We start from the raw sequence: 25,116 nt of genomic DNA, 5'->3' as shown, positions 1-25,116 counted from the left end.
ACTTTTTTTCATCTTTATCCACATCTCTATTTTCAGGCTTTACACACGGCGTTTAATGCGTATTATAATGTACAAGAAAAACAGCCTACAGGCAAAAGAGATACTATACTTTTGAGTATCTCAAATCATAGGTATGAATTGGGGAACTCATTACTATGATGTATCTTTGTCACCATATCAATTATTCACCTAAAAAACTTAATTCAAGAATGGAATCAGTAATGAAAAGAACGACAGCCACCGGCTTTTTGGCCACTTGTGCCATATCGTTGGCCCTATTTTCTTCGTGCACCGGCGTAGAACCCAATACGCTTACGCCCGAAGAAATCGCAGACGGCTGGCAACTCCTCTTCGACGGAAACACATTGAACGGTTGGAAAGACTACAACGGAACCACCCTGACGCAACCCTGGCACGTGGTCGACGGATGCATCCAGGCTAAAGGAGACGGCAGCGATGCGAGTGGTTATATCGTAACCGACAAACAGTATGAGAACTTCGAATTATCCTGGGACTGGAAATTATCCAAAGGAGGTAACAGCGGTATGCTATACCACGTAGTCGAACGTCCTCAGTTTGCCGTTCCTTATGTCACAGGCCCGGAATACCAGTTAATAGACGAACCGAACTTCCCGGAACCGCTGGAAGAATGGCAAAAGTTAGGCGTGGATTATGCTATGCATCTTCCCGATAAGTCGAAAATGAAAGTAAACCCGCAAGGAAAATGGAACAATTCAAAGATTGTATTCGACAACGGGCATGTAGAACATTGGCTGAACGGAGTCAAAATTCTGGAATTCGAAGCCTGGACAGACGACTGGCATGCCAAAAAGAACAGCGGCAAATGGGCGAATGCTCCGGAATACGGTTTGGCAAAAAAAGGTGTCCTTTGTCTGCAAGACCACGGATATCCTGCTTCTTTCCGTAATATCAAGATTAAAGAACTACCCCGCAAAACACGAGAAGTGACCTTATTCAACGGAACAGACCTGAAAGGCTGGGAAGCTTACGGCACAGAGAAATGGTACGTTAAGGACGGCATGCTGATCTGCGAAAGCGGCCCTGATAAAAAATACGGCTATCTGGCTACACGCGATTATTATGACGATTTCGACCTGACGGTAGAATTCAAACAAGAAGCCGACGGAAACTCCGGCGTATTTATCCGTTCTTTTATAGAAGAAGATGTAAAAGTAAACGGCTGGCAGGTAGAAGTAGCTCCCAAGGGCCATGACACAGGCGGCATCTACGAATCATACGGACGCGGCTGGCTGATCCAAATCCCGGATGAAAAAGAAAATATCCTGAAAGAAGGCGACTGGAACACCATGCGTATCAAAGTACAAGGAGACAATGTCCAGACTTGGTTGAACGGTCAAGAGATGGTCAATATCAACGACGAAAAGATCGGAGCCGGACAGGGACGCATTGCTCTGCAAATTCATGATGGAGGCGGTATCAAGGTTCTCTGGAGAAACCTGAAAGTAAAAACATTATAAGTTCTTGTCCCGTAAAAAACAACTCCCGTCCCAAACTATATGAGACGGGAGTCGTTTTTTCATCCCTTGCGACCATGTCCTTTACGAGGAGACTGGGAACGTTGCTTTTCGAGATATTGTTTATACTGATCTTCCGTCAATATCTTTTTCATCTCCGCATCCCGCTCATTCCGCATGGTAATCATCTTTTCGCGCATCTTCCGGCGATCCGAATCAGCCTGTTTTCTTTCCGCTTTCATCTTATCTCTGAACTCAGCTTCTACTTTGCGGAAATCTGCCGCCTGTTTCTCATTCAATTTCAGATCGGCAATCATCTTTTCACAACGTTGTGCCGGATCACCTCCTTTTTTTGCACTTCGTTTGCCACCCTGGGCAAAAACTGAAACCGAACTGATCAAGAGAACCAAACACAATCCTATTACCTTCTTCATAAACTAATTACCTGTTATTAATATTAAACTTATTTGTTTTTGAAGCGCTTCTGGATAATAGACTTGGAGACGGACGAAAGGTTTAACCCGGATCAATGTTATTTTATTATTTAACAATGATTTACTATTGAACCGGCCCACAGGTAATTCCTTCTGCATTCCATTTTTGCAGGAAGAAATCCAACTTGTTCAGGAAACGTTGATAGTCCTTGTTCGAAGCATCTGTCCACCCTGTTTCCGCATAAGCGGCCAGGCGGGGGTAGACTTTCAGATTCATGCTCTCGACTGTCGGAATAAATTCTCCCCACATCTGGCATCCCAATCCCAACACTTTACTTTTCTGATCATCCGTCAGGCCTTCCGGTACAGGATTGAACGAGTAAGCTTTTTCCATAGGAATCGACTCGTATGAATAATCCAGATAGGTATATTCATGATAAGAATTCACGACATCATATCCTTTTTCTATTGTTTTCCTAACAAGAGCCGTGTCTCCTTTCCAGAAATGGACAACCGTGCCGGAAGCCAACTCTTGTTTTACACCTTCCGTATCGGCATCCGATTGATATTCATGCAATTTATCTCCGGTAATTTCATTCCATCCCATCATTCTCTTGCCTTTTGCTGCCAACATATTGGATATCTCATTCGTAAAATAGACCTGGAGCTCAGCCGGAGTCTTCAGGTTATGTTTGGCCATATAAGCACGGACCACAGGGGAGTTTTTCCATTGGTCGTACTTTACTTCATCGCCTCCGATATGGAACACGGCTCCGGGGAAGATCGCAATCACCTCATCCGTCACATTGTCCAAAAATTGCATTACTTTAGGATCGGCCACATTAAAAACTTCATAATGCACGCCGAATTTACCCGGCACTTTGATCTGCTTCCCGCTTGTACCGAGCCAAGGATAAGAAGCGATTGCCGCACTGGCATGTCCCGGCATACTTACCTCCGGCACTATCGTGATGTGACGTTTAGCCGCATACTCCACAATCTCTTTTAAATCTTCCTGCGTATAAAAACCGCCATGACGTTTACCGTCATATACGTCACTCCCAAAATGATTAATCTCGGAAGAGTCCCTGAAAGCTCCTATTTCCGTGAGTTTCGGATATTTCTTTATCTCGATACGCCATCCCTGATCATTCGTCAGATGCCAATGGAAAACATTCATTTTCAGGTCTGCCATGTCATCCAGCAATTGCTTCACCACCTCTTTGCCTTTGAAATAACGTCCTTCATCCAACATAAAGGCACGCCAGGAAAAAGCAGGATAATCCGTAACGGTCGCTTTCTGTACCATCAACTTGCCGTCTTTTTCCTTGATCACCTGCCGTAAAGTCTGGACACCATTCAGAATACCGGCCGGTGAATTGGCTTTTATCATGATCTTTCCGGATATAGCGTCCAACACGTAGCCTTCCTTTTTATCCGGCAAAACCGCAGGATCCAACTGTAAGGTTATATCTGCCTTTCCACCACCATCTTTCAATACGGCTTCGACTGAAAAGTCGGAAGACAAATAGGATTGAAGAAGTTGAGCTTCATTCGCCAGTTCTGAAGGATAAGCGACAACCGGCTGACTTTTCAATTTGACAAACCCGGAAGTGTAGGCGATTTCCGCCGGTTGGGGAATCACGGCATATTCTTCTACCGGAGGTTCCTGACAAGAACAAAGAAATGCCAAACAAAGGGAAATAAGAATACTTGACTTCATAGATATCTGAATTTAAAGTTAGCTCAATATGATAACTGTATCACACTGAACTACAAAATTAATCTTTTTATCTAATAGTCGAAGTGCTATATCTAAAAAACAACACTTTAATGTCTTAATGTCAAATTGACTAATCAGCCATCTTTTCTTTGACATAAATCCAATCAAAAGCAAAGGTTTTATTGCCGAAGACATTTTCCAAAAGTTCTTGTTTTACAATAAGGAAGTAGATTGAACCGAATAGAACCGCAATATCACGAATGATAGCCCTTACAAATACCGTCCCCAAAACCGAATATCTGTAAGGGCAAAAAATAATTATCCAAATATCAACTATTTGGTGTATTTCCCATATTTACCATCAACCATCACATCTTTTACCACATTCAGATAATCAAAACCATATTTCATATCCGGTAACAGATAAGCACCTTCCACCCATTCATTCCAGGCATAAAGTGTAATCAACTTTGGTTGATCAGGATGTTCATCACAATACTCTTTTGCCTTTTGCAAAAAAGCGGCAAAGCTTTGTGGAGATTGGTTCAAATGAACCACATCTTTCTGTGTCTTATGAGGGAAACGAGGCGTATCATCCCAACCGATAGAGGCATTCGGAAAATAAGGGATAGAAACTGCTTCATCCCATTTCTGAAGACGTTCCAACGCTTCCGTACCCCAACGGACATAATCTTCATAGATCGGACCGCCCCAATTGTATTGTGTCAAACTATTAACATCTAACGCTTTGATCTTTTCAAGCAAACCTTCATTCGGTACACCACCAGCCATCAATTGGACATGTAACCCAGGAAATCCTGCCTTTTTTACTTCTTCCTTAAAATACTCCAGGCCTTTACGAGTTTCTTCCACACTTCCGAAAGTTTTAATCAGATTATCCAAACTAAAAACAGAAAAGACCGGCTTACCATCCAATTTCAAATAATTCGGTTGTTTAAAATACTGGTCGATCACGCGTTTTACAACTATACGGAAATTCTCCCAATCGATAGCCCCATCCCACAAACGAGAGTTATCTTCTTTATAACGGTGTACATTCCAATAATTTCGTGCCACATCATGGTCAGCCCACATGATATAGAAATTCATTTTATGATTATTCTGGGCTTTCAAAAAACCATCATTTAAGCAGCCTTCCAGAAACGGACCGTTATTGAACCAGTACCAATCGAATATAAACGTATTCACACCGTGGTCGGTAGCTGCATCGATCCATTTCTCCATTACTTTACGATCATTGTCCAACTCGTATCCCCACAAAGGCACTTTCGGTTGATAATGTCCTTCAAAACGAGGATTTCCCTTTTTAATAATTTCCCACTCTCCGGTTCCTTCCGGCCATAGCACTTTATTTCCCATCGGATCGTCATGGCAAGAAGGCCAAATATAAGCAGCCACATAATACTCTGGGACGGCATTGGCATGAACCTTCTTTTCCCCATTTTTCTCCGCCTGCACATTCAGGCAGGCACCCATCAATAAACCCATGCACATAGTGCAAAACACCAACCAACTCGATTTGATTCTCATAATATGACAATTTAATGATTAATTCCATCCTGGATTTTGTCTCAGATTAGGATTCAATGTTAATTCATCCTGCGGAATAGAATACAAATAATCCTGTTTATCTCTAAATTGATAACCATCAGGCATTACTCCTTTATAATAGTCAATCAATCCATTTTCGTCTACCTTTGAACTGAAATTCGGATTTTGAGCCAAATCAACGGGATATCCTTTCGGCCGTTTATTCTTAAAGAGCGTACTTGCCGCCCATCTCATATAATCTTCATCCCGTTGTCCTTCCAAAGCCATCTCCACTCTCCTTTCCCTCCGGATCTCATATAATTCATCCGTAATGGAATACCCATAGTCCACCTTATTCTTGTCCAGACTTTGTGCATTCACGGTAAAATCAGGCATTCCGGCACGTTGTCTCAATAAATTCAAAGCTTCGTATGCAACCGAATTATCCAATTCACATTTGGCTTCTGCATAATTGAGCAAAACTTCACCATAACGCAACAGGATAAGCCCAGTTTCTGCCTGTGTTTCCCAGGATTTTCCGGCAGCCGGGGAATTGGGGTTTGCGGTCTTTTTTACCTGGAAACCTGTCGGACATAATTGTAAGGCACCACCTTCAATGGCCGGTCCATTAAAATAGGCATTCTCTCCTACTGACATCAAATCGCCGGGAATCCAAACGGTCGATTTTAAACGGACGTCACAATCTTCTGCGATCTTCGTCAAAAATGCATTTCCCTTATTCGCTGCCGCCGTGTTCAAATAGTCATACGGCTTGCCATTTTTACCTAAATAGGAGGAAACGAGTTCCCAAGTGATACCCTTCGAGTTACTGTTATAGGTAATAAATCCTTGGGTCGAATTGCCAGCCCCTTCCGCAGCATTGAAAGCGCGATAGAGAAGCACTTCATTTACATCCGACATATTATCGAAACCAAACAATTTATAATAGTCTTCATCCGGATTTCCCGTACTATAAATGCCGACTTTATAATCTCCCTTCATCAGTTCTTCCGCCGCTTCCACACAAATCTCAAAGTACTTGGACGGATCAGCTCCGGCAGTTCCGAAATCCGTACTTGCATGGTATTTTTGCCAAGAACCTTCAAATAAAGCGACACGGGTCTTAAACGCCAACGCTGCTTCTTTATTAATCCGGTTATTCCCGACATCTTTTCTCAACTCAAGATGTGTAATGGCATTATCGAGGTCTGCCAATATCGAATCGGCTATCAACAAACGAGAATCCCTCGGACGCATCAACTCTTCGGCATCGTCCATTTGTATCACATGTGAATACCAGGGAACATCCCCGTATTTCTTCAATAAATTAAAATAGAACCAAGCACGGAAGAAATAGGCCTCTCCCAAATACTGCTTATATGCGTCATATCCACTTTGACATTTCGTATAATGTTCAAAGAAGATATTTACATTACGGATGCTTGTCCATTCTCCAGTCCAATTGCCGGTAGTTTTTGAACGGACCCCATTCATGACTACGCTCGGACTTCCGGTTATCATATCGTCATTATCCGTTGCCATCTCCGCAACCATCTGTGTCCATGGACAAAATGATGGATAAAATTGCCGCATATAATATTCCAACTCAGTCGAAGTACTCCAATAATCATCCATCGTAATTTTATCCATCGGCTGCAAATCAATAAAATTCTCACACGAACACAATAATGTCATAAATGAGACTGCTGTCAATATGAATCGTTTCATAATCTTTTCTCCTTAATAAATTAAACTTAATAAGTTACAGTCAAACCAATAGAATAGATTCTATCAGCACCATAAGTCAAGCGTCCCGAACCGGCAGTGCCAAAAAACTCACCTCCTGTAGGAAAACCGACCGGAGCAACCGGGTCTATCCCGTTCGGCAACTTCGAAAATGTCAATAAATTCTCACCTGAGAAATAGATCCGAAGCTTTTCCAAATGCATCTTTGAAGTAATACTACGAGGGAAACTATAGCCTAACTGAACATTTTGCAAACGTAAATAAGCCGCATTCTGCAAATAGCGCGTATTCGCATGATTTTTATTTTTCGCTTCTTCCGTATTATTCAGATAAGGTCTGGGCCAATAAGCATCCGTATTTATATTGGCATCCCCTTCATACAATCCGCTATATTTAGAACCCGGCTGATCTCTAAAATAATCCAGATGTTCAGGAGTCAGACAAGACTCCCACCAACCGCCCATAAATCCCCAATATATATTGGATCCGCGGTAGAAATACATATCCTTTTTAGCAACGCCTCTCCAAAGCATAGAGAAATCAAAACCTTTATAAGACACGCCTCCGTTTATCGTATATTGATAATGAGGTTGATCATTACCGATAACCGATAAATCACCATGATTTCCAATCGTATTCGTTCCGTTATTGACCTTACCGTCATGATTTATATCTTCATATTTTAAATCTCCGGTATTCCAATTAGCAGCAATATGAGTCATATCGACTTTTGACAAATATGAATCCAGATCCTCTTGCGAGCGAAACAAATCATTCACGGTATATCCCCATATATCACCGACCTCCGCTCCTTCATACCAGGTAGACAATGTCCCTGTCGGATTAAAATATTTTGTGACAACAGATTTATAGTCATACAAACTTACACCTATATTATACGACAATCCATTTTCCAAAGCATGTTTCCAATTCAAACTAATTTCCCAACCGCGGGTTCGCAAAGTCGAATTATTCTCTTTAGGGACACTCGTACCCAATACACCTGGCATCGCCTGAGACGGTCCGACCATATCAATAGTCCGTCTTTCAAACCAATCTGCAGTAGCCGACAATCGATTATTCAAAAAAGACAAATCCATCCCGAAATTAGTAGTAGTAGCCGTTTCCCATGTCAAATTTCTATTCACTAAATTAGGTCCAGAAGTATAGCCTACCGGCCTCGTTGAACCATAATTAAAGATCCAGTTCAATTTACCAGCTGATATCGGAATTAATTCCAAATCGCTATAAGGAGAAATATTCTGATTTCCTAATTGTCCCCAAGAAGCTCGAACTTTCAGCGTATTGACATAAGGCTCGATATTTTTCCAAAACGATTCATTATATAAATTCCACCCGACAGAGAAAGACGGGAAGGTTCCCCACCTTTTCCCATTACGGAAAACGTAAGACCCATCATAACGGACATTCGCTTCAAATAAATATTTCTCTTTATAATTATAATTCAATCTCGCAAAATAACTCTCCGTAGCATTATGAGCCAAAGCTTCTGACAGAAGAGCATCACCGGTTGCAGTCGGGAATGAAGGCACTTTTTCTGAAATTAAATCAGTTTTATAACCTTGAACCCATGATTCATCTCCTCGTTCAAACTGCATACCCGCTAAAATTGTAAAGTTATGTTCTTCATTGATATCAAAATCGTATGAAGTATAAATATTTGTCGTCCAATACTTTTTTATGTATTTTTTCCGAGTCAGATTATTCGGGATGCTTATGCCGTTTTCATATGGTTGATTATTTATATCATATGTATATATATACTTTTCCACTTCCGAAATTTCCTGGTTATACACATTATAAGCGAAATCCGCATTAATCTTCCAGCCTTTCAACGGGCGAAGTTCCATCCGAAAATTATTCCAAAAATCAATGTCATCCTGTTTGTCTGTCCCTGCCGACATAGAAGGAATATGAGACTCAAACATATAATTGCCAAATCCATCATATAATGGTGTAATAGGATAATTGCGAGAGATATGACGATATAAGAAAGAATAGTCTCCCTCATTCGTCATATTCGGTTTTTCCCTGATCTTCTTTGCAAAACGTGTTTCATATCCGAAATCCCACCAATCGGTAATAGCCACACTGATTTTTCCCAATGTGTTCATTCTTTTAAAGTAGTCCGTTCCGTAATTCAACACACTGCTGTCGTCCATATAACCGGCAGAGAAATAATATGAAACCTTATCCATACCTCCATGCAAAGAGATATCATGCTTCTGATTCACGCTATTACCAAAATAGATATCCCACCAATCCGTATTGGCATAATTCAAGTTGGCATTATTCCAAACATTTCCTTCCGGCATTGCTCCAAAGATCGTAGCGCCTTCCGGCCAACCAGGGATTGAATTTTTAATATATTCAAAATCTCCTTTTTGATAGGCTATAACACGGTCAATGGTCTCGTTGCTAAACGGATGTCCCCCCATATTATCTCCCGCCTCATTCAAGATTCGGGTCCAAGTATAAGAGTCCAAGCTTTCCGGAAGTTTCTGAGCAGTCTTTACAATCAAATTACCAGTATAAGAGACACTGACTTTCTCATTCTTCTTTCCTTTTTTCGTTGTAACCAAGATAACACCATACGGAGCTCTTGCACCATAAATGGCAGAAGCAGCAGCATCTTTCAAAACGGAAACCGATTCGATATCTTCCGGATTCAAATTATTCAAGTCACCAGGAAAACCATCGATCACGACATAAGGTGATCCCCCATTCAACGATCCCATACCACGAATCGAAATATTCATGGTTGCTCCAGGTTCAAATCCATCCTGTGTACCGATATCAAAATTAAATCCGGGTGCAGCACCCTGTAGCAATTGGGAAACTGTCGAAGCCTGACGATTTTCAAAATCTTCATTAGAAATCACATTTACGGCACCTGTCAGATTTACCTTTTTCTGGGTTCCGTAACCTACGACCACGACCTCATCCAGACTTTTCGTATCTTCAATCAGATTTACATTCAACATATTCCTATCTTTTACGGAGACTTCACGCGTCATATATCCAATGAATGAAACCTGTAAAACATCCGTATTGGAAACTTCCAATATAAAATTTCCATCCACATCCGTAACAGTGCCATTCGTCGTTCCTTTTACAACAACATTAGCACCTATCACCGGTTCGCCGCTCTGATCTTTCACAGTACCCTTCAACACTTTTCCTTTTTGTTGTGGAAGATCCTCTTTCTTCATCAACAAGATATTATTCCCTTCCACTGCATATCCGATATCCGAGTTCTCAAAAATTCGGTTCAAGACATTAATAACGGAAATATCCGAAGCATTGAGAGAAATTCGTTGGCTCAAATTCACCTTTTCATTGCTGTACACGAAAAGATAATCGGTCTGGTCTTCTATCTGTCTGATAATTTCTTTCACTGACAACTTGTTTGCCACAATATTGACACGGGCTGTCTGGGAACTCACGTTTTCAGAAAAGACGACCGACACACATAATAACAAAAAACTTAAGATTAACTTCATTACTCTACATGTATGTTTAAATTCACTTAATAACAGGGTATAGTCTGTCCCCGTACACTTTTTTTTCATAACTTTGTAGTATCAAAATGTTAGTACTCGATTTAATTACTGGTTATGTCAACAGGCTGACATTTTCACCGGATTATGCTGGAACCATAATCCGGTTTTCATTTTATCTATATTCCTTATTCCATAGGCAATTCATTTTATAGTTATCAGATTCAATTCATTATCTTTCACATAGGTAAATTTATGCTCTAACTGCAAAACTTTCAGCACTTGTTCAATTCCATCCTTTACGCGGAATTTACCGGAATAACGTTCTTTCAAGAAAGGTAAATCCGCTACTTCTATTTTGATATCATAATATAAGCGCAATTTTTCGATTATCACATCTATCGGCTGGTTACTAAAACTGAGGAGCCCTTCTTTCCACTTAAAATAGTCCATACTACCGATCTGGGCCGAAACATATTTGCCATCTCTATAAAGAACCTGCTCACCAGCCGTCATTCTATATTTTCTGGAACGATCCGGTGAATTCAACTCGACACTCCCTCTCAATAATGCAATATTGAATTCCTCGATACCAGAATAAGCAGACACATTAAATTCCGTTCCCAGCACCGTCACGTTCATTGATTTAGTTCTGACAACAAAAGGATTATCTCTATTATGCCTAACATCAAAATAAGCCTCTCCATCCAATTCAACCTGCCGAATACCTTCTTTAAAACTGCTCGGATAGACCAGTTTCGAGTTTGCATTCAGCCAGACTTTCGTACTATCAGGCAAAATCAATTCTGCACGTTGCCCAGCTGGAACATATAGAGTCTGAAACGAAGGAAGAGATTCCATTTGATCATCTTTTTGCAACAAGAAATTTCCGCTGAGCAAAATCAGTGCGATGGCTGCAACTTTTAGCAATTCTATTACGATACGGCGAAAGACGGTGCGAGCTACTTTTTCTTTCTTTCGTTCTTTTGTTGACTGATTAAGAATAGAAATATCATATAATTTATGCAAAGTCATAAATTCTTTTACATGCTTTTCATCTGCATCCAACCAGTCAACGACTGTTTCAACTTCCTCAGCCGTAATACTGCCCTCCACGTATTTTTGCAATATCTTCTTATCCATATTTATTATCTCTTACTTAAAGAGACAACACATAAAGAAGAATCCCTAAAACAAAATTGCTTTTTCTTGAAATATTTTATCGCATAAACAAAAAATAGAAAATCGGGAGGTATTCTTTTAAGGCAATACGCAATAGCTTTAATGATTTTGTTATGTGATATTCTACGCTTTTAGTACTTAAAGAAAGTTCATGGGCTATTTCTTTCACGGATAAAGACTCATAACGACTCATCTCAAAAACACGCCGAGTTTGTTCCGGTAAAGATTGTAATGTTTTATCTACAATCTGAGTTATTTCCGAAGAGAAAATTTCTTCCGGGTCGCAGGCTTGCAAAGTTGTAATCCGGTAATTCAGATCACGGATCATCTTAGAAAAGATAGATTCTGTCACGGATTCTTTTACAGTCTGATGTTTCAAATAGTTCAGCGCCCCATTCTTTAAAATCGCTAATAGCAATGACATCGGATGTTCTACCGTTTCTTTTTTAGTGGTTTCCCAAAAGCCGATCAGAGCTTCCGAAACAATGTCTTCAGCGATCATATCGTCTCTGACATACGATTTCACAAACAGAAACGACCGCTTGTAATAATTGGTATATATATCACTAAAACTAATGGTACTCATTTTTCTGACAGATCTCCAAAATGTTCCGTCTGCAAATGTACTCTTTTTAGCAAGAAAGCAAATTTAAATGGAAGATTTTATATAAAACAACTTTAATACTGTATATAACTCCATCCTAAATATCCAAACCAAATAGCCCATTGCAGCAATATGCCGAAATGGGCTATAAAACAACCTTATCGCCAGATTAAAAACTACTTTTCCAAATTCATTTTCCGAATAAGCGCTTCCAGAAAATAATAATCAGCATAAACGATCGGTACGTCTATCTCTGTCCCTGCCGGTTTGTGGCCAGTGCTGGAACGCAATAAAAAACCATGCATCCGATTCAAGGGAACCCTATAGGATTCCGTCAGATTTTCCAAAATGGTATCAGCCCATTTTTTATATTGTCCACCCTTATCCGAATAAGCCGACAATTCATATAAAGCAGATGCGGTTATCGTAGCAGCCGACACATCCCGGGGAGAGGCTGGGATCTCTGGGTCATTATAGTCCCAATAAGGGATCAGATCCGACGGAAGATTGGGATGATGAAAGATAAAAGAAGCGATTTGTTCCGCCTGATTCAAATATCTCCTGTCTCCAGTCTCCCGATAACACATCGTATAGCCATATAAACCCCATGCCTGTCCACGCGCCCAAGCAGACTCATGAGCATATCCCTGATGGGTATGTTTGTTTCGGACATTACCGGTTATCGTATCGTAATCAATCACATGGTAAGAACTATAATCTTTCCTGAAATGATTCTTCATCGTATTATCGGCATGAGTCACCGCAATTTTGTAGAATGTAGAATCACCCGATGCTCTGGTTGCCCAAAACAGGAATTCAAGGTTCATCATATTATCTATGATAACCGGATATTGCCATTTGTCTCCATTATGGTCCCAGGAACGAATACAACCGACCGCCGGGTTAAAACGAGAGGCCAAAGAGTTCGCTCCCTCCAGCAATACCTGTTTATATTTATCCGATTGCCCCATGCGGTATCCGTTGCCATAGCTGCAATAGAGCATAAAGCCCAAATCATGAGTGCCCCTATATGATTTTAAAGGCTCCAACAATTCAGTTTGAAACTCCGCCTTTTTTTTCCAGAAATCATCTTTTGTATATTCATACATATACCAAAGTTCACCGGGGAAAAAGCCACTACACCAGTCCCTGGCACGAACCAATCGCAGGGAGCCGTCAGACTGGATATTACGTGGAGATGGCAGTTCTTCCGGCGTCTTGCCCAGAGAATTCCGGACATTTTCCGTTTCTGTCAAAGCATAGCGCAGTTGCTGGTCTGCAAAAGCAAAATCCTGACTGACCCAATCACCCGCTCTTTCTCCTGTACAGGAAAGAGCCATCAAACCGACACATATAAAAGAGAATGCTTTTTTCATCTTCATAATACCGATTTATATGTGACATTTTTATTTTCTCCCGGTAAAAGGAATACTCTAATACTCTGTTTGGCAGACAACTCCAAATCCGTATCAAATCCTATAATTGAAATACCCGGATTCGGTGAATCATAGCTAAATTCAGATTGGGCAGGTGAAATATGCCAGCGGACTTTTTTAGGACCTTCCACCTTTATATACAACTTCTTGCCATTTTTCTCCAATAACATGACATTATCAGCTACAATCTTAGCAGAAGCCGGAGTTACCATCGTCCACGTCATCATCGTAAACCGCTTGGTTGCCTCAATCACATCTTCCACCACCACATATTCTTTATCGACTAAGGAAACAGCCCGTTTTGCACTTTTTACCTGATCCTTATACACCGGGGTCAAATCCGAAATAACATACATGTTATTTTCCTGATCCGAATAACCGTCAATCTGAGCTTTGCCCTTTACATCCTGGTATTTATGATTAAATGATAATGTGTTATGGACAAAATTATTATAACGGTAAACATCCCAACGTTGAGAATTCTGGCGCGAATTCCACAGTTCAACCCCTCTCGTTTCCAATCTGTTGTACTCTTCTCCTCCCATATCCATTCCCCAAAGGACACCATCCGCTTCCAATAAAAAACTACCGACATCCATATGTCCGTGATTGACAGAAGGCGACCCCATTTTCATACCGACATAAACGGCAGACGAATCATTCCAGGAAGAACGCATGAAACAAACCGGATTATCCCCTTGCGCCATCCATGATAGTCGAGCAGGTTTCTGTGGATTCGCCAATGAAGCAGAAGCGCCCCAAATCAACATGGCCGGAGCCAAACGATTCTTCTTGATCCGTTTTTGTCCGTCTTTTTTATATAGTTGTACCTGGTTATATAAGATAGAGGCATCTTTTGTCTTATCATAAAACCAAAACATAGTCGGTGCTAAAAAGGCATTTCCTCCATTGTCAGAATAGGCAAAGTTTTTCAGATTTGGAGTAACGGCATGTAAGATATATTCACCTGTCTTTAAGAAACCGGGTAACTCACTTAATCCATAATCCGTTCCAAAGGCCTTTTCTATAGCACTAAGAAACATGGCATTGAATGATGTTCCATAATCCCAATAACCAATACCTTCCGGATAAGCTCCGTCAGGGGCATAGTGCCCCATAGGAATCGAGATTTTATCGATAGCCCGGTTTATGACAGTCCGTGACAACTCCGGTTCTTTCTCCCATATAGCCAAAGCACCATAAGTAACGCCTGCATGACAAACCTGGCTCCAATTGTGGACAGCATTGACAAACCAATTGTATCGTTCATCGAAGGAAGGTTTCAGACCTTTTTCGACAATCGCTTTTTCTATTACCTCCTTTGTCTGTACCGACAATTGAGGATAAAGCCAATCATATCCGATCGCCAAAGCCATCGTCATTTCCCCCACATCCAGGAAATGGGAAGGATTCCAGTCAGAAAAAGAGGCCGCTTTCAACATCTCGCTCTCCGCCCGTTTCAGAAACTCATTCTTCCCAGTCATTCTATAGGCATAACTCAGAATGAAAATGCGGCGTAGATTTTCTCTCGATACACTCAATAAGCGTCTGCCGGTCTTTATCCGTTCATTCAAGGGCAGTTTTACGATTTCTCCCGCTTCGTCCACTAATGACAGATGAATATCTTTCCAAACAGCATCCTTCATTATCACTTTTTTCAACGCTTTTTCTTCCCCCTTCTGTAATAGAATCCGGGGATGACCGGACAAGCGGGCAGAAGCATTCACAAACTCTTTTTGTGCAAATGATGCATTGTGGCAACAAAGTAAGGCCACTAACCATACCAAAATACGTGCTTTCATCCTTCTTAAATTTAAGTTACTTATTATATATCACACTCTTTCCTGCATATTCATTTTGAGGCAGATCTACGGAAATCCGGGTTAAAGCCTGTTTTCCGTCCCATTCGGTTTGTATATTTTCTTGTGCCGTCCCAACGATTCTCTGATTGACAGACAGATGGAGTTTCTTCATGAAACGGGTCGGATCAGAAACGCCCAATGTAAGTATTTCACCGGCATCGTTATATTTCACCATCAACATTCCGGGAGCATCCATCTCCACCACGATCTTGTCATGGATCCGAAGCGTTCCACCTTTATAAAAGACCGCATAAGCCATATTTAATCCGTCATGCCGGACAGCCTGCACATCAGGACAATTCGCCAAAACAACCACTCCTTCCTCTTCTACCTGTTTCTCGATAGACAACGGATCGGCGGAAGGAACGACCATATAGGCATAACCTTCATTATTCGGATAGCTACCGTGATCGACAGAAAGGGTGAACACATCTTGCTGAATAATGTCTGTAGGTGTAGTAGTCTGCCGGTTAGCAATCTTCCAGCTTCCTTCCGTACGCTGATTGGACAATATGACATTCTCTTTATTGAGGAAATAATACCCCACTTTGTCATGCACCACCCATCGTACCTCTTTTTTCATACGAGAACCCCGTTCTTGCGGATGAATGCCGTCAGCATCGCTTACGGTCACCTCTCCCTTTAAGAGACATTGATTGACTGTTGTCAAAACCTGGTTCTTCATCCGGCTGGATATGTCCGTCCCCAAACAAACGTATGTTTTATCGAAGAAGAACCATGCTTTCTTGGCCGCTAAACCTGTGTGCGGACTTTTGAAATCGAAACCAACCGCCCCATATGTTCCATCTGTAACCGCCCCGACATAATCAGTCAATCCCCATTTCTGAATTTCATTCTCACCCGGCATCTTATCCAATTGCACAATCGTTGCCCCTGGTATCTTCATCCAATCATAAACAGGAGTCAATCTTTTATATTCATCTCCCCTGACAGAAAGATAATTTGTCCCGTCGCCTCTAAAATGATTCATCAACCCTTCCCCATTATACGGTTCTTCCATATTGGCATTGCGGGTAGAATACATTCTGACAGAAGTATAAAAGTCAGGACGTTGGAACACAAAATGATCCGTTCTCCAAAAGAATTTGGCAAAAGAGCCCGGCCGGCAGGAGGAATCCCCTTTTCTTAAACAGATGATATTATCCAATTCCGCTTGCCTGTAATCAGTCAGGTTTCTCAACTTTTCAGGATCGGAAGGGCTCCACACCCTTTCTTCACCCGGCCGGGTGATGTCCCGGTTCAAGATACCCGGATCCGAAATCCTTCCATAAACCATCTGTTTGCAAATGCCGTCTAAATAATAGTCAATCAATAACCGGACAGCTTGTTCCGAAAAACGGAATTTCGTATCCGCCACATTCGAAGCCCACTCTATAAAAGCGCTGGCATAACCGGAACCATAAGAGAGCGTGTTGTTCACCCAATCTGTCCGGTGATGGAAGCTAAAATCATGTTGCATGCCTTTTTCGGTCGAGAATTTGATTTCCCCCTCTATAATTTTCATCAGCATGGCAACCTCTTGGGCATCTCTTTTAAAAAGAGCCGCTTTCGCTTGCAGACCTGCGATCTTTATGCGATCACCGCTGGGACGTGCTCCCCAAGCATTGATATTCCCACGGCCCGCTATTTCCAACATCCGGCCCGATTCTTCCGGGGACAAATCCCGGTCGAGTATCAATAACATGCTCACCATCGTATTAGGCGTACCAATTTGGTTCCACCACCAATTCTCACAAATGAAATCATTTTCCAACCAGAAAGCCAATGCCTGATGAACGGCTTTCCTTACCTGTTTATTTCCTTTGTAAGGGGATCCTTTCTTTTGATAAGCGATGCTTAACGCCAACATATTGCTGAGATGCCGTTCGTGTTGGAAAGCCGTACGGGTGGTATCGACATAGTCTATCCCCGGCCACCTGCCATCCGGCTGAAGCGTTTCCACCAATGTCTTGATCCGGCCGTCAGAAACCGGAGCGCCTAATAATTGCATGGCAAAACGTTTTCTGAGTTTCTCTATATCGGCATCTTTTTTAGCCACAGACGATTGCCCTCCCTCATTATACCCATTTAAAGAGAGCGGCATCAATGTCGGGAAAACCCATGCAAAATGGTGTACCGGATAAATATGAGGGCGGCTATTTTCAACATATTCCCCATATGCAGACTCCCCATATATACCCGCCATAGCCTCCAGCAAATTGTCCGGCCAAGTGGCATGCGTCCCAACATTCGGTCCTTCATACCACTTCCATTCAGATGGAGATTTTTGATAGCGAAGCAGATAGTCCAATGCCTTTTTGACCGACTTTCCCTCCTGTTCCCATAAGAACAGATTCTCACCCGTCAAATTATAGGCGACCCAAAAAGAAGCAGTCATAGGAGCCAACGAGAAATAGGTATACCAAATACCATTCTTCTCGCGAACCACTTCTGCCGGCATGTGACCGTCACTTGCGATCTTATCACCCAAATCACCTTTAATCAACTTGATATTACGTTCGATTTCCTCTTTATCATCCAAAAAAGAAGCGGCTAACAAAGAGCCCAGACGTCCCCAATCAGCCCAATTATTCTTCCGTTCACGAATTTCATTTGTCGCTTTCCGATAAACGGACATCACCCAATCCTTAAAAAGCCGCTTCTCATCGGCGTCCCATACCGAGGTATCATCCATTAACTCAGCTGCCATTAAAAATGCCGACCCGGAGTAGCTCATCACCAATGGTCCATCCGGTTCCGAATATTTCTTATTAATGGTAGCCCATGCATTCATAAAATAACACGCTTTTTCTCCATACCTTTTCTTTCCCGACAACCGGTAAGCCAGTGCAGAACAATAAGCGGCAAAAGCATCCTGTTGCAACGCCAACGAATTGGCCCGGTGCTCTTCGGGTTTCACATAGTAGCCGGGAACAGCAAAGTCATTTCGTGCATGGTGAGTGACCTGCTGAATGGAATCTGCATAACGGATCAATTGCACATACGCCGTATGATACGGTTCCTGTTTCCGTCCTATCATTTTTTTTACAAAGGCTATTTGTTTTAATGGATGCATGCTATGGTTCGCCCATAGCGATTGGTACATGCCAAACAAACAAAAAGACATCAATATCCCAATAATTACTTTTCTCATAACATTCCTATTATTTCATGGTACTATTTTCAATCACTTCATCTTAAAGACTCTCTCGCCTCCAGTCAAGTAGAAAGGTTCTTTCAACATCCCATTTTTCGCTTGTATTTTTATCGGACAATTAGAACGGACAAGAAGTGAGGTTTGATCATATTCCATATAAAAACTACCTCGATTCTCCGATTCAACCTTAAATTCCTTGTTTTCTACAAAAGATCCATTTCCTACATACACACTATTTTTTCCTTTCCGCTTTGCAAAAATAGCAAAATCAGCACAACATTTCTGATTATCCAATATAACAGGCCCATCTTTCAAAATATTAACCAATGTAAAAGTATCACCTTCTTTTGTATTTACTTTAATAGCACAACCTTCTTTTCCCTGAGGATCCAATTTAACCCGGTCAACAGATTCGATTAAACCGGCGGATACCTTATCTGATATAGGTTCGTAAACAGCGACAAACGGTTCTTCTACAGCAGGTTTCTCTTTCCGCATCGTAACGACAAGAGAAGGTTTGTTTTGATAAGGAGACGAAGCGGTTTTCGCACTTGGTGCTAAAGCCGTAAAATAAGAGACATCTGAAGAGGCCGGCATCCACATCTTCATGTAACTTGTTCCCGTATTTAATAGTCTTGCAGAAAATAAAGCGACAACCGTATTTTCATTGAGTCCGGTTGTCCGTACCGAACGGAAATATCGTAACCCCGGACGGTCCTCTCCAACACAAGGATAAGACGGAAGCCCTTCTTGTTTCAAAACCTTTCCGTCTTGTGTATAAAGAATCACACTATCCCCTATATTATGATACAAATAATCATTACTGACCGCATTATCGGAACGATAAAAATCCACATAAAAACCATGTTTCTCATCAATACGAAGAATCGATAATAAACGATCTTGATGGGTCTTTGTCGAGCCATCATAATAGTTTGTCAATGTATAAGAAAACTCATCAGAGATGGCCTTTTTACCCGCTAATGGTTCCATTGATACCAACTCTACCTGCCCTATCCTTTTCGTTCCACCTCCACCTCTAAACGGAGTTACCGAAGTAGAGGCTCCTGCTGCTACAACCGTATTATGAGCCGCCCATTGCGTATAATAATTAACATGCATCGGATGTTCATAGGTAGGTCCATTACCCGGATCGATCCCTTGAACAGTTCCGGCTCCATATAACTCCATGCTCATGCCATTGGAATGATTATGATTATAAGTAGCTCCCTGCACTACACACATCAGCCCGTACTGCGGATCTAATCCATTTCTCTGAAGATAACAAGATGCAAAATCCAACTTCTCCGATCTATTCCAAAGATGATTGTCCCCACTCTTTGCCTTCGGTAATTCAGGCAAATAACATAGCAATCCGGTCAGTCCGGATTTTGAACGGTCATATTGTCCTGCCTGTTCCAAAATCATGGCTGCATTCAACAAATCCGGAAGAATCGGTAGCTGATATTTGTCGGCCATCAGAATAGCACTCTCCAAGCACTCCATGCTCTGACGCGGCCTACCCGTATCGCCAAAAGCCGAAGCGGTTAAGTCGGGAAACGAATACTTCAACATAACATAAGAAGCATTCAACAAAATCGGATATTGATTAAAAATCCGATACCCATTATTTTCAAGCATGAGTGCAGCTTCCATTAACTTCGATACCGGATAATTATGATAACCTCCCGGCTCTTTCCAATGTCCATCCGGTGTAAACCACAACTTGGATGCGGAAGGTAAGCTTAGTTGTCCGCAACCGTCCACAACCGTATCCCGATTCAAATAAAAATCCAAATAATAATTCCTTTTCCGTGCATCTTTTAATGATAACGCTGCTGCGACCAAAGTCGAACTTTCAGCGGCAAACCAGTTATTCCCAGTATATCCTCTAAACGACAACGTCCAAGCGACCTTTTCAAAAGCCTTGTCATAATTTCCCAAAGGATACTTATATTTTACCAGATAAGGATACAAGAAATCATAAGCCAAAATCAACGGTTTCTCTTTCTCATCCCCCAACGTCTGGATATCTAAAAAGCCGGTACGTCCCGGGCCGTCAATTGGTTCCTGATAGACAACTCCACTTACCCACTGGTTCAAAATATCGGCAGCAAACTTAGCATATTTTTCTTCTCCTGTCAGCCAATAAATGACAGAAGCCTCATAAGCCAATGCATTGATCCTACCGTTAATAGCGGCCACATATGCCTGCGGATCCACACATTCATATTCCTGAGTGTCCGGATTCAGCAAATTCATTGTCATAGACGTGTCATTCGGGACAATATCCTCCATTTCAGGAACAACATAAGCCCGGCCTTGCGGTGTGATCGGAGAACGTTTATGCGGCGATACCCGTACTGTCGGAACCGGAGCGTCACCTTCGTAACCAATCAATCGTGTACCTTCTTTATCTGATATAAAACGGGTATAACGTTTTCCGGGAATCCTGTTCATCAAATATCGGTCCAAAATCCAATCCGGTTCTGCCTGATGCCTTTCCACATAGACAGCCAACCGTTCCTTTGTCCGATTGAAAATATGTTTCGCCCAAGCCTGTTTCTCTATTTTATCCAACACAGCCACTTTATCCTCATCTTTGACAAGGATATGCGGATATTTCTCTGCCCGAACCGGTAAGCCGGCAAACAAGACTAAAATTACAATATATATCGTTTTCATCATTTGTTCATTATAATTGTTCCAATTGCAGTTTTTTCTCAGAAGAAAGCCATTCCTGCCGCTTTTCTTTACCGTTCCATCTATAAAGATTATCTTTTATATCTGTTTCTTTCATGCCAAATGCCCGAATACCATACTCATTATTATACTGAATCTTATTATGCCTGATTTGAATCAAGCTGGAGCCATCATGCAGATATTCCCCCATAAAACCACATCCGTCATTCCCTTCAACCAGACAATTTTCGATTTTGCCGTTATGACATTCGGCCATCATCAGGCCATGCCAACCATTTCTGGCAATTTCGCAATTTTCTACCTTTAATGACTTACAATGATCAAGAACCAATCCGCAACCACGTATGGATGTATCGAATCGTGAATCCTTTATCATAATATTGGAGGAGTGTTGGATCATCAGGTTATGTTGTAACCTTGGACCGGGAACGACATGTGCGCCATTTTCGGTAAAATCACAATGGTCGATCTCGATTCCTTCCGCATCCGATATATAAACACCTGATCTGGAAAAGTTGATCACAGTCAGATTTTTCAATTTAATATTGCCGAAAGCATGTCCAGCTTCTCCTCTCATGGAAATTCCCGCCAAAGCATTACTATAACGCCCGGTTCTGTAAAAACGTCCGGAATTCGGATCATAAGCTTCCTGATGTTCTTTGGAACCATCCACTACAAGATTCTCTATCGTAATATTTTTCGCATCCAAATCGCCCAATAAGACAGCTGCCGTCCGGACCGTCGGTTCACAAATCAAGACTGTGCTCCGCCCTTCGCCACAGATATGTATATCAGAAGGAATGGTCAAGGATTGTTTCAAGCGATATTCACCGGCACGTAAAAAAAGCGTTTTGCCAGAACCGGCATTCGCATTCAATACTGCTTGAAGATCTTCCCGGTTATTTACTTCGATCACAGAATGCCCCATCGGCTGAACCTGTTCCAATGTCGCACCTGCATGATAGGCGATCTTGCTTTCCTGAATATCAACAAGTTCAGAAGGTTTCTGCCGGAACTCTTCACGAAATGCGGTCAGCTTCCATAGGGCATTTGCCGGATGGTTCATTTTAGTACGACCACATAATTCTCTCAGGTAAGGCATGTTGACTCCCTTTGCCGTAAAATGATCGATGCAATATTCAAATCCTGCACGATATTTAAACCGTTCCCGTTGCGAAGGCACGCCATAAGCATAAACAGAATCACCGCATATAAAACGTGCAGAATACTCCAAACCTAAAGCCAACCTGTTATCCGCAGCACTGAACAGGTCCACCCCCTGTGTATAGGCGATACGTGCCGCTCCTGAAAATTCATAAAGCCCCATTTGAACATGTCCCTGATCCCGACGGGTCTCCTGACATTGGCCGGTAGGATAAATATATTTAATCAGACTACCATTCGCATTAGCATGCAAATAATGGTAAACAGCATTATCGAATAATTCCCTATTATCCGTAAAAACAGCAATGGCCAACAAGGTATGCATGATCGCTCCATCCCAATTGCCGTTTGCAACAGGAAAATAGTAACGAATAGTCGGATAGAAAGCCGACATCATCAATCGTGTCATATTTTCCGTATCTTTCTTTTTCCACCCAGGATAAGTATAGCGCAAAATCTCGGCAGCATTACAAAACTCATAACCGGTCAATGCTACAAGCAATTTGGCGTTATTCTCATCGAAACTGCGTAAAGTATTGGCCCACTTTTCAATAATATCGACCACCATTTCCGCATAGCGATCTTCTCTTGAAATATACCATAAGACCGCACAACTATACGCCATACGTGCAGATTGTGACAAATCCTTACCTCCGATATCAGGTTTGGAATAGGGTCCACTGATCACATGAGCAAAAGGTTTTACTTGAAAATCCAATGGTGTTTTTTCCTTCAACAAATCATAAGCATCTTTCCAAGGTTGTTCTCCCGCCAGAACTTGCTTACGCATATACTCCAAGTCTGCTTGGTTCATATCTATTCCAGGATGCACGAACTGTTGGGCCGTCCCGATACCGGTCATCAGCAAAAACGCAGTCACTAACAATAAAAATCGCATGTTGTGTCTCATGATATATTGGTTTATATAATAGGATAGACTAAAAATAAAACGAGGTAATCAGTTGGTAAGTCGAAGAATATAAATTCTGCAACTTACCAACCTTTCAACTCATCAACAAAACTTACATTTTATACCTTTTGGCACTAACAGTCACCTCACTCGCGGATGCCTTGTTAATATAAACATATGCCCTATATTTACCGTCGGCCGTCTCAACCCATGCACCGGCCTCTTCTTTTAATCCTAAGATATAGTTCGAACCTTTAGACATATCGATTGTCTCCAAATCCAAGTCATCAACAAATTTGCTGTATTGCAAGTCGGACAGTTGCCGATCTTGCAGACCATAAATTTTGATCATCTTGGTATTATTGACAAAACCGGAAGGAAGTTCCGTTCCACCCATATATTCCTTTGGAGAAGAGGGTGTATAAAAGGCATGTGACAAATCCGATTTTTCACTGTACGCATACATGATATCAATCTTCGCAGCCAACGAAGGGTCAGCCAGCAAATCTGCCTTTGAATAAATATGCAAGGCCTCTCCTTCATTCGAGAAGGAAAGATAACATTTATCATTAGTCACTGACAAATTTTTGACCATATCCATTTTTGAAATCTTATACGGACCTAATTTGTATTCCGCAACTTGACCGTTACTGGCTTTAACCGAAAATGAGAACTGTACATCTTTGCCACGAGCTTCTTCCGGAATAATATAATAATAACGAAGAGTTGCCGCACAGGTATCAACTGTAAAGTCTATAGCAGTTGTTGTCCCGTTCGTTTGCGAATCAGAACAAACTTTTACCGGAATATCCTGACCGGACGAATTGGTATAATACGAATTCGGATCAAAGTAAGTACCGGCAGCACCTGCAATGCTGCTCACAACCTGAGCAGACGACAGTTTCCCAAGTTCATTAGGAATAGCCATCGCATAGGCAAATTCTATTTCATTGCCTACGATATTCGGCGCAACAGGCAGACTGCGTTTGATACAATCATTGCTTAATGCAGAGACCGGATCCTTCAATAACACAGGATCATCATCACATGCAACCAAAGTTAAAGCAAATGACAACAATACAAAATAATAATATTTCAATTTCATACTTTTCATCTTTTATTATTGCAATGGTCTTTCTACTATAAGGAATATGTATTCCTTTTTAATTTCACGATTACCGGCGATGACAGTGAACCGTTTGGCCGTCGAAGGAAATGCCGACGGATTATTTACAATACGTTCACCTAACTGATCCGACGGATTCCCGGACTTCCAATCACCTTCGATGAATTCCATATTCATTTTGGAACCGGAGAAATCCATCCACTCCGTAATTTTAGGAGCCAGTTTTGCATCTTCACAAAGAGATATACGCGGCCACAAATTATTAAGGGGCGTACCAAACTTAACATACATGACAGCCACCTGAGCAGTCGTATCTATATAGGCATTACCTAACTTAACTGTCTGATAGTCCGTATCCCACAAATCGAAATTACTCACATAGCACTCTGCCCTTGTCGTGATCAGCAAACCGTCTTCATCTACAGGAAAATCTTCACATGATGCGGCAATCAAGGCAATGAACAAAAACAAGCAAATTTTATTAATCATCTTTTTCATATC

The 25,116-nt window shown here is 41.6% G+C and carries 15 protein-coding genes; 1 reads left to right on the top strand and 14 read right to left on the bottom strand.

The features are described 5' to 3' along the window. The first annotated feature begins 209 nt into the window (after positions 1-209). Positions 210-1,499, top strand: a complete 1,290-nt coding sequence (locus tag RDN79_RS14905) for a DUF1080 domain-containing protein (RefSeq protein WP_298555078.1) — start codon at positions 210-212, stop codon at positions 1,497-1,499. Positions 1,500-1,558: 59 nt separating this feature from the next. Here the strand turns inward: RDN79_RS14905 and RDN79_RS14900 are convergent, their stop codons facing one another. The 14 genes from RDN79_RS14900 to RDN79_RS14835 all read right to left on the bottom strand — a co-directional run bounded on the left by RDN79_RS14900 (position 1,559) and on the right by RDN79_RS14835 (position 25,113). Beyond that, entirely contained in the window at positions 1,559-1,930 is a 372-nt protein-coding gene (locus RDN79_RS14900) for a hypothetical protein (RefSeq protein WP_298555075.1), read from the bottom strand. 124 nt (positions 1,931-2,054) lie between these two features. Continuing rightward, positions 2,055-3,653, bottom strand: coding sequence for a beta-N-acetylhexosaminidase (locus RDN79_RS14895; protein ID WP_298555072.1), 1,599 nt, complete (start codon positions 3,651-3,653; stop codon positions 2,055-2,057). Between the two features lie 333 nt (positions 3,654-3,986). Then, positions 3,987-5,204, bottom strand: a complete 1,218-nt coding sequence (locus RDN79_RS14890) for a glycoside hydrolase family 99-like domain-containing protein (RefSeq protein WP_298555069.1) — start codon at positions 5,202-5,204, stop codon at positions 3,987-3,989. 18 nt (positions 5,205-5,222) lie between these two features. Then, on the bottom strand, positions 5,223-6,932 hold the full coding sequence (locus RDN79_RS14885; RefSeq protein ID WP_298555066.1) for a RagB/SusD family nutrient uptake outer membrane protein: 1,710 nt from the start codon (positions 6,930-6,932) through the stop codon (positions 5,223-5,225). A 26-nt stretch (positions 6,933-6,958) separates the two neighbouring features. Beyond that, positions 6,959-10,369: a TonB-dependent receptor gene (locus tag RDN79_RS14880; protein WP_308573256.1), complete on the bottom strand. Its 3,411-nt coding sequence runs from the start codon at positions 10,367-10,369 to the stop codon at positions 6,959-6,961. Positions 10,370-10,675: 306 nt separating this feature from the next. Further along, on the bottom strand, positions 10,676-11,614 hold the full coding sequence (locus tag RDN79_RS14875) for a FecR family protein (protein ID WP_298555060.1): 939 nt from the start codon (positions 11,612-11,614) through the stop codon (positions 10,676-10,678). A 76-nt stretch (positions 11,615-11,690) separates the two neighbouring features. Beyond that, positions 11,691-12,239, bottom strand: a complete 549-nt coding sequence (locus RDN79_RS14870; RefSeq protein ID WP_298555057.1) for an RNA polymerase sigma-70 factor — start codon at positions 12,237-12,239, stop codon at positions 11,691-11,693. Positions 12,240-12,433: 194 nt separating this feature from the next. Then, on the bottom strand, positions 12,434-13,639 hold the full coding sequence (locus tag RDN79_RS14865) for a glycoside hydrolase family 88 protein (protein ID WP_298555054.1): 1,206 nt from the start codon (positions 13,637-13,639) through the stop codon (positions 12,434-12,436). Then, complete coding sequence (locus RDN79_RS14860) at positions 13,636-15,495, bottom strand: heparinase II/III family protein (RefSeq protein WP_298555051.1); 1,860 nt, start codon at positions 15,493-15,495, stop codon at positions 13,636-13,638. Before RDN79_RS14860 ends, RDN79_RS14865 begins: the two co-directional genes overlap by 4 nt. Positions 15,496-15,511: 16 nt before the next feature. Beyond that, entirely contained in the window at positions 15,512-18,595 is a 3,084-nt protein-coding gene (locus RDN79_RS14855) for a polysaccharide lyase family 8 super-sandwich domain-containing protein (protein WP_298555048.1), read from the bottom strand. A gap of 147 nt (positions 18,596-18,742) precedes the next feature. Then, positions 18,743-21,400 carry a heparinase II/III family protein gene (locus tag RDN79_RS14850; RefSeq protein WP_298555045.1) on the bottom strand — a complete coding sequence of 886 codons (2,658 nt, stop codon included), beginning with the start codon at positions 21,398-21,400 and terminating at the stop codon, positions 18,743-18,745. A gap of 7 nt (positions 21,401-21,407) precedes the next feature. Then, positions 21,408-23,441, bottom strand: coding sequence for a right-handed parallel beta-helix repeat-containing protein (locus RDN79_RS14845; protein ID WP_308573255.1), 2,034 nt, complete (start codon positions 23,439-23,441; stop codon positions 21,408-21,410). Positions 23,442-23,601: 160 nt separating this feature from the next. After that, positions 23,602-24,594 carry a DUF4466 family protein gene (locus RDN79_RS14840; protein WP_298555039.1) on the bottom strand — a complete coding sequence of 331 codons (993 nt, stop codon included), beginning with the start codon at positions 24,592-24,594 and terminating at the stop codon, positions 23,602-23,604. Positions 24,595-24,609: 15 nt separating this feature from the next. Further along, positions 24,610-25,113, bottom strand: coding sequence for a hypothetical protein (locus tag RDN79_RS14835; RefSeq protein WP_298555037.1), 504 nt, complete (start codon positions 25,111-25,113; stop codon positions 24,610-24,612). Positions 25,114-25,116 lie beyond the last annotated feature (3 nt).

The sequence above is a fragment of the uncultured Parabacteroides sp. genome (assembly GCF_902493135.1).
Classification (GTDB): domain Bacteria; phylum Bacteroidota; class Bacteroidia; order Bacteroidales; family Tannerellaceae; genus Parabacteroides.
This window is presented reverse-complemented; position numbering and strand designations above follow the sequence as displayed.

Coding starts and splice junctions, on each gene's coding strand:
- RDN79_RS14865 (WP_298555054.1), bottom strand. CDS start 13,639: ATGAAGATGAAAAAAGCATTCTCTTTTATATGTGTCGGTTTGATGGCT.
- RDN79_RS14870 (WP_298555057.1), bottom strand. CDS start 12,239: ATGAGTACCATTAGTTTTAGTGATATATATACCAATTATTACAAGCGG.
- RDN79_RS14860 (WP_298555051.1), bottom strand. CDS start 15,495: ATGAAAGCACGTATTTTGGTATGGTTAGTGGCCTTACTTTGTTGCCAC.
- RDN79_RS14855 (WP_298555048.1), bottom strand. CDS start 18,595: ATGATAGGACGGAAACAGGAACCGTATCATACGGCGTATGTGCAATTG.
- RDN79_RS14835 (WP_298555037.1), bottom strand. CDS start 25,113: ATGAAAAAGATGATTAATAAAATTTGCTTGTTTTTGTTCATTGCCTTG.
- RDN79_RS14845 (WP_308573255.1), bottom strand. CDS start 23,441: ATGACCGGTATCGGGACGGCCCAACAGTTCGTGCATCCTGGAATAGAT.
- RDN79_RS14900 (WP_298555075.1), bottom strand. CDS start 1,930: ATGAAGAAGGTAATAGGATTGTGTTTGGTTCTCTTGATCAGTTCGGTT.
- RDN79_RS14875 (WP_298555060.1), bottom strand. CDS start 11,614: ATGGATAAGAAGATATTGCAAAAATACGTGGAGGGCAGTATTACGGCT.
- RDN79_RS14905 (WP_298555078.1), top strand. CDS start 210: ATGGAATCAGTAATGAAAAGAACGACAGCCACCGGCTTTTTGGCCACT.
- RDN79_RS14850 (WP_298555045.1), bottom strand. CDS start 21,400: ATGATGAAAACGATATATATTGTAATTTTAGTCTTGTTTGCCGGCTTA.
- RDN79_RS14840 (WP_298555039.1), bottom strand. CDS start 24,594: ATGAAATTGAAATATTATTATTTTGTATTGTTGTCATTTGCTTTAACT.
- RDN79_RS14895 (WP_298555072.1), bottom strand. CDS start 3,653: ATGAAGTCAAGTATTCTTATTTCCCTTTGTTTGGCATTTCTTTGTTCT.
- RDN79_RS14885 (WP_298555066.1), bottom strand. CDS start 6,932: ATGAAACGATTCATATTGACAGCAGTCTCATTTATGACATTATTGTGT.
- RDN79_RS14890 (WP_298555069.1), bottom strand. CDS start 5,204: ATGAGAATCAAATCGAGTTGGTTGGTGTTTTGCACTATGTGCATGGGT.